This is a genomic window from Bradyrhizobium sp. NBAIM03, from assembly GCF_020194055.1.
GTDB classification, from domain to species: Bacteria; Pseudomonadota; Alphaproteobacteria; order Rhizobiales; family Xanthobacteraceae; genus Bradyrhizobium; species Bradyrhizobium yuanmingense.
On sequence record NZ_JADYVS010000064.1, the window covers coordinates 1 to 4,706 of the forward strand.

At 64.8% G+C, this 4,706-nt stretch carries 6 protein-coding genes; all 6 read left to right on the plus strand.

Annotated features, from left to right (window positions below; genetic code table 11):
• On the plus strand, positions 1-868 hold an 868-nt coding region (locus I6F21_RS37180), incomplete at its 5' end, for an Hsp70 family protein (RefSeq protein ID WP_225184327.1).
• Positions 869-1,140: 272 nt separating this feature from the next.
• Positions 1,141-2,277 (plus strand): molecular chaperone DnaJ, encoded by a 1,137-nt coding sequence (gene dnaJ, locus I6F21_RS37185; protein WP_036003248.1) that lies wholly within the window; start codon positions 1,141-1,143, stop codon positions 2,275-2,277.
• 88 nt (positions 2,278-2,365) lie between these two features.
• Complete coding sequence (locus tag I6F21_RS37190) at positions 2,366-2,965, plus strand: rRNA adenine N-6-methyltransferase family protein (RefSeq protein WP_036003251.1); 600 nt, start codon at positions 2,366-2,368, stop codon at positions 2,963-2,965.
• Between the two features lie 55 nt (positions 2,966-3,020).
• Complete coding sequence (locus I6F21_RS37195) at positions 3,021-3,599, plus strand: NAD(P)H-dependent oxidoreductase (protein WP_225184328.1); 579 nt, start codon at positions 3,021-3,023, stop codon at positions 3,597-3,599.
• Positions 3,600-3,605: 6 nt separating this feature from the next.
• Positions 3,606-4,316 (plus strand): orotidine-5'-phosphate decarboxylase, encoded by a 711-nt coding sequence (pyrF, locus tag I6F21_RS37200; RefSeq protein ID WP_036024347.1) that lies wholly within the window; start codon positions 3,606-3,608, stop codon positions 4,314-4,316.
• Between the two features lie 26 nt (positions 4,317-4,342).
• A complete protein-coding gene (locus I6F21_RS37205) occupies positions 4,343-4,654 on the plus strand; it encodes a DUF1330 domain-containing protein (protein WP_036003256.1) in 312 nt (103 codons plus the stop codon).
• Positions 4,655-4,706: the final 52 nt, after the last annotated feature.

Consider the following 4,706-nt stretch of genomic DNA (forward strand, 5'->3'; position numbering starts at 1 on the left):
GGAAGTCGTGAAGCAGCTGTTCGGCAAGGAGCCGCACAAGGGTGTCAACCCGGACGAAGTCGTGGCGATCGGCGCTGCGATCCAGGCCGGCGTGCTCCAGGGCGACGTCAAGGACGTGCTGCTGCTCGACGTCACCCCGCTGTCGCTGGGCATCGAGACGCTGGGCGGCGTGTTCACCCGCATCATCGACCGCAACACCACGATCCCGACCAAGAAGAGCCAGGTGTTTTCGACGGCTGAGGACAACCAGAATGCCGTCACCATCCGCGTCTTCCAGGGCGAGCGTGAAATGGCGGCCGACAACAAGATGCTTGGTCAGTTCGACCTGATGGGCATTCCGCCGGCGCCGCGCGGCATGCCGCAGATCGAGGTGACCTTCGACATCGACGCCAACGGCATCGTCAACGTCTCTGCCAAGGACAAGGCCACGGGCAAGGAGCAGCAGATCCGCATCCAGGCCTCCGGCGGTCTGTCGGAAGCCGACATCGAGAAGATGGTCAAGGACGCCGAGGCCAATGCCGAGGCGGACAAGAAGCGCCGCGAGGCCGTCACCGCCAAGAACGAGGCGGATGGCCTGGTGCATTCGACCGAGAAGGCTTTGGCCGAGCACGGCTCGAAGGTTGCCGAGAGCGAGCGCCGCGCCATCGAGGATGCCGTCAGCGACCTCAAGGAAGCGTTGAAGGGCGACGATGCCGAGGCGATCAAGGCCAAGACCCAGACGCTGGCGCAGGCTTCGATGAAGCTCGGCGAGGCCATGTACAAGCAGCAGGCCGAGGCCGACGCCAAGAAGGATGCGGCCAAGGACGACGTCGTCGACGCGGAATTCACCGAGGTCGACGACGACAAGAACAACAAGAAGTCCGCTTAAGCCCCGAGAGGGTGACGATGCGGACGGCTTGGACCCCACACACGCTACCGGCCTCCTCCCTCGTGGGGGAGGCCGTCGTGTCGGGACGGACGGGCCAGGACTCCTTTCAAGACTCCTTCAAAGTCGGCCCCGTTACGATCGATCAATTCCCAGCCGTTATTCTCAGCGCTGCCAGGCTGCCCTCTGCCGCAAGGTCGAAGGGCGCTCATACCGCCGCATGTCAGCGTTGTTCCGCGCCAACTTGAATCGCGATTGGATAGACCGAGCCCATCATGTCCACGTCCACCAAGCGCTGCTATTACGAGACCCTCGAAGTCGAACGCGACGCCGACGAAGGCAAGCTGAAATCGTCGTTCCGCAAGCTGGCGATGAAATTCCATCCCGACCGCAACCCCGGGGATGAGACCAGCGAAGTCAAGTTCAAGGAAATCAACGAGGCTTACGAGGTCCTGAAGGACAAGGACAAGCGGGCCGCCTATGACCGTTACGGCCACGCCGCGTTCGAGCAGGGCGGTGGCTTCGGCGGTGGCGCCGGCTTCGGCGCGGGCTTCGCCTCTTCTTTCTCCGACATCTTCGAGGATCTGTTCGGCATGGCCGGACAGCGCGGCCGCGGCGGCCGCGAGCGCGGCGCCGATCTGCGCTACAATATGGAAATCACCCTCGAGGAAGCCTTTGGAGGCAAGACCGCTCAGATCGAGATTCCTGTCTCGGTCACCTGCGAGGCCTGCTCGGGCATCGGTGCCAAGGCCGGCACCAAGCCGAAGACCTGCTCGACCTGCGGCGGCGCCGGCCGCGTGCGGCAGTCGCAGGGCTTCTTCACGCTGGAGCGGACCTGCCCGGGCTGTCAGGGCCGCGGTCAGATGATCGAAGACGCCTGCCCGTCCTGCGCGGGACAAGGGCGGGTCACCCGGGAGCGGACGCTCTCGGTCAACATTCCCCAAGGTGTCGAGGACGGCACACGGATCAGGCTCGCCGGCGAGGGCGAGGCGGGGGTCCGCGGCGGACCGCCCGGCGACCTCTACATTTTCCTGTCGCTGGCCCAGCACCAGTTCTTCCAGCGTGACGGCGCGGATCTGCATTGCCGCGTGCCGATCTCGATGGTGACCGCCGCGCTCGGCGGCGAATTCGAGGTGCCGACCATCGAGAAGGGCAAGACCAAGGTGAAGGTGCCCGCCGGCACCCAGTCGGGCCGTCGTTTCCGCATTGCATCAAAGGGTATGCCGGTGCTGCGGTCGCGCCAGATGGGCGACATGTACGTTCAGGTCATGGTCGAGACCCCGCAGAACCTGACCAAAAAGCAGCAGGAATTGCTGGCCGAGTTCGAGAAGCTCTCCTCCGGCAACACCCAGCCGGAAGCCGAGGGTTTCTTCGCCAAGGTCAAGGATTTCTTCGGCAATCGGGCGAACTGACGCGTCTTGACCGTATCGCCTCCGGCCTATACGTCTTTATGACCATTTTCTGACACGCCGCGGTCCTGCGGTTCCGTCCGGTCCCGACATGCCATTGCCATCGTCCGCGCGTGCGTTGAAGAAGCCTCGTCTCGATGACGAGGTGCGCTTTCTCAGGTCGTGGATCGAAAAGCCCTTGCACATGGGCGCGGTGATGCCGTCCGGCAAGCTGCTGGCGCGGACCATGGCTCATTATGTCGATCCCGATTCCGACGCACCGGTGGTCGAGCTCGGACCCGGCACCGGCGCCATCACGTCCGCGCTGATCGAGCGCGGGGTCGACCAGAAACGTCTCGTTCTCGTCGAATACAATCCCGGCTTCTGCGCGCTGCTGCGCGACCGCTACCCGCAAGCCAAGGTGGTGCAGGGCGATGCCTACCGCCTGCGCGACACGCTCTGGAATGTCTTGAGCGCGCCGGCCAGCGCGGTCGTGTCCGGCCTGCCGCTCGTCACCAAACCGATGCTGACGCGGCTGCGGCTCATCCGCGATGCCTTCACCGCGCTCGCGCCCGGTGCGCCCTTCATCCAGTTCACCTATGCGGTGGTGCCGCCGATCCCGAAATCGCTATCCGGCGTGTCCACAGAGGCCTCGGAACGGATCTGGATGAACCTTCCGCCGGCCCGCGTCTGGGTGTATCGCAAGCATTAAATCCGCCGGCTCCTCTTTGCGCGGCGGGCTCGTTTCGCCGAATGCATGAGATTGGATGCCAGCCCCCAAGATCCTGATCATTCCCGGCTCGCTGCGCACCGGCTCGCACAATGCGAAGCTGGCGGCGGTGGCTGCTTACGAATTCGTCCAGGCCGGCGTCGACGTCACCCGCATCTCGCTCGCCGATTTTCCGCTGCCGATCTATGACGGCGATCTCCAGGCCAAATCCGGCGTGCCCAAGCACGCGATCAATCTGAAGCGCATGATCGGCGCGCATCACGGCGTCCTCATCGTCTCGCCCGAATACAACGCCTCGGTGCCGCCGCTGCTGAAGAACGCGATCGACTGGGTCAGCCGCGTGCACGAGCTGCACGAGGCGCGCGGAGAGGTGTTCCGCAACCGGGTCTTCGCGCTTGCCGGCGCGTCGCAGAGCCGGTTAGGTGCTGCTCGCGCGCTGCAGGCCCTGCGGCTGATCCTCTCCGCCTGCCACGCCAACGTGATTGCCAGCCAGCTCACGCTCGCCTTTGCCGACCAGGCCTATGACGATAGGGACAGGCTGAAGAACGAGGGCGATATCGCCGCGCTGAAGCAGCTGGTGGCGCAGTTGATCGACGTTTCCCAACGCATGATGTGAGGTGACATGACGCCAGCCGAGATCGCCCCGAAGGACCGCCTGATCGTTGCGCTCGATCTGCCGAGCGTTGATGCCGCGGAGGCGATGATCGCGAAGCTCGGCGACAGCGTCACGTTCTACAAGATCGGCTATCAACTCGCTTATGCCGGCGGCCTGCCGCTGATCGGCAAGCTCGCTGATGCGGGCAAGAAGGTGTTCGCCGATCTCAAGATGCACGACATCGGCAACACCGTGACGCGCGGCGTGGAGAGCGTCGCCAAGCTGGGCGCGACCTTCGTCACCGTGCACGCCTATCCGCAGACCATGAAAGGCGCCGTCGAAGGCCGCGGCAGCGCCAGCCTGAAGATCCTCGCCGTGACGGTGCTGACGTCCTACGACGACGACGATTTGCATGCGGCCGGTTATCGGCTCAGCGTGTCGGAGCTGGTCGAGGCGCGTGCGCAGCAGGCGCAGGTGCTCGGTGTCGATGGCCTCGTGTCCTCGCCGGAGGAGGTGGGTAGCCTGCGCAAGATCGTCGGCCACCAGATGAGCCTCGTCACCCCCGGCATTCGTCCGGCGGGCGCCGCCAGCGGCGACCAGAAGCGCATCATGACGCCTAGCCGTGCGATCGCCGCCGGCGCGGATTATCTGGTCGTCGGGCGCCCGGTTGTGGAAGCCGCCGATCCCAAGGCGGTCGCGGACACCATCCACGCCGAGATCGCGCAAGCGCTCGGCTAACCCACTAAACAACAGGGAGAAGAACAATGGCAAAAGGCTACTGGATCGGGCGTGTCGACGTCAGCAATGACGAGGGCTATAAGCCCTACGCCATCGCCAACGGCCCGATCTTCAAGAAATGGGGCGGCCGCTTCGTCGTCCGCGCCGGCAAGTTCACCGCCGTCGAAGGCGCCAGCCGCAACCGCAACGTCGTGATCGAATTCCCTGACTACGAGACCGCGCTCGCCTGCTACAACTCGCCGGAATACCAGGCCAACATCAAGGTGCGCCAGCCGCACTCGATCGCCGACCTCATCGTCATCGAAGGCTACGACGGCCCGCAGCCGCAGGACGGCTGAGGCTCGATCCCGTCTTACCCTCCCTGGAGGGGACTGGAGGGGAAGGGTCGAT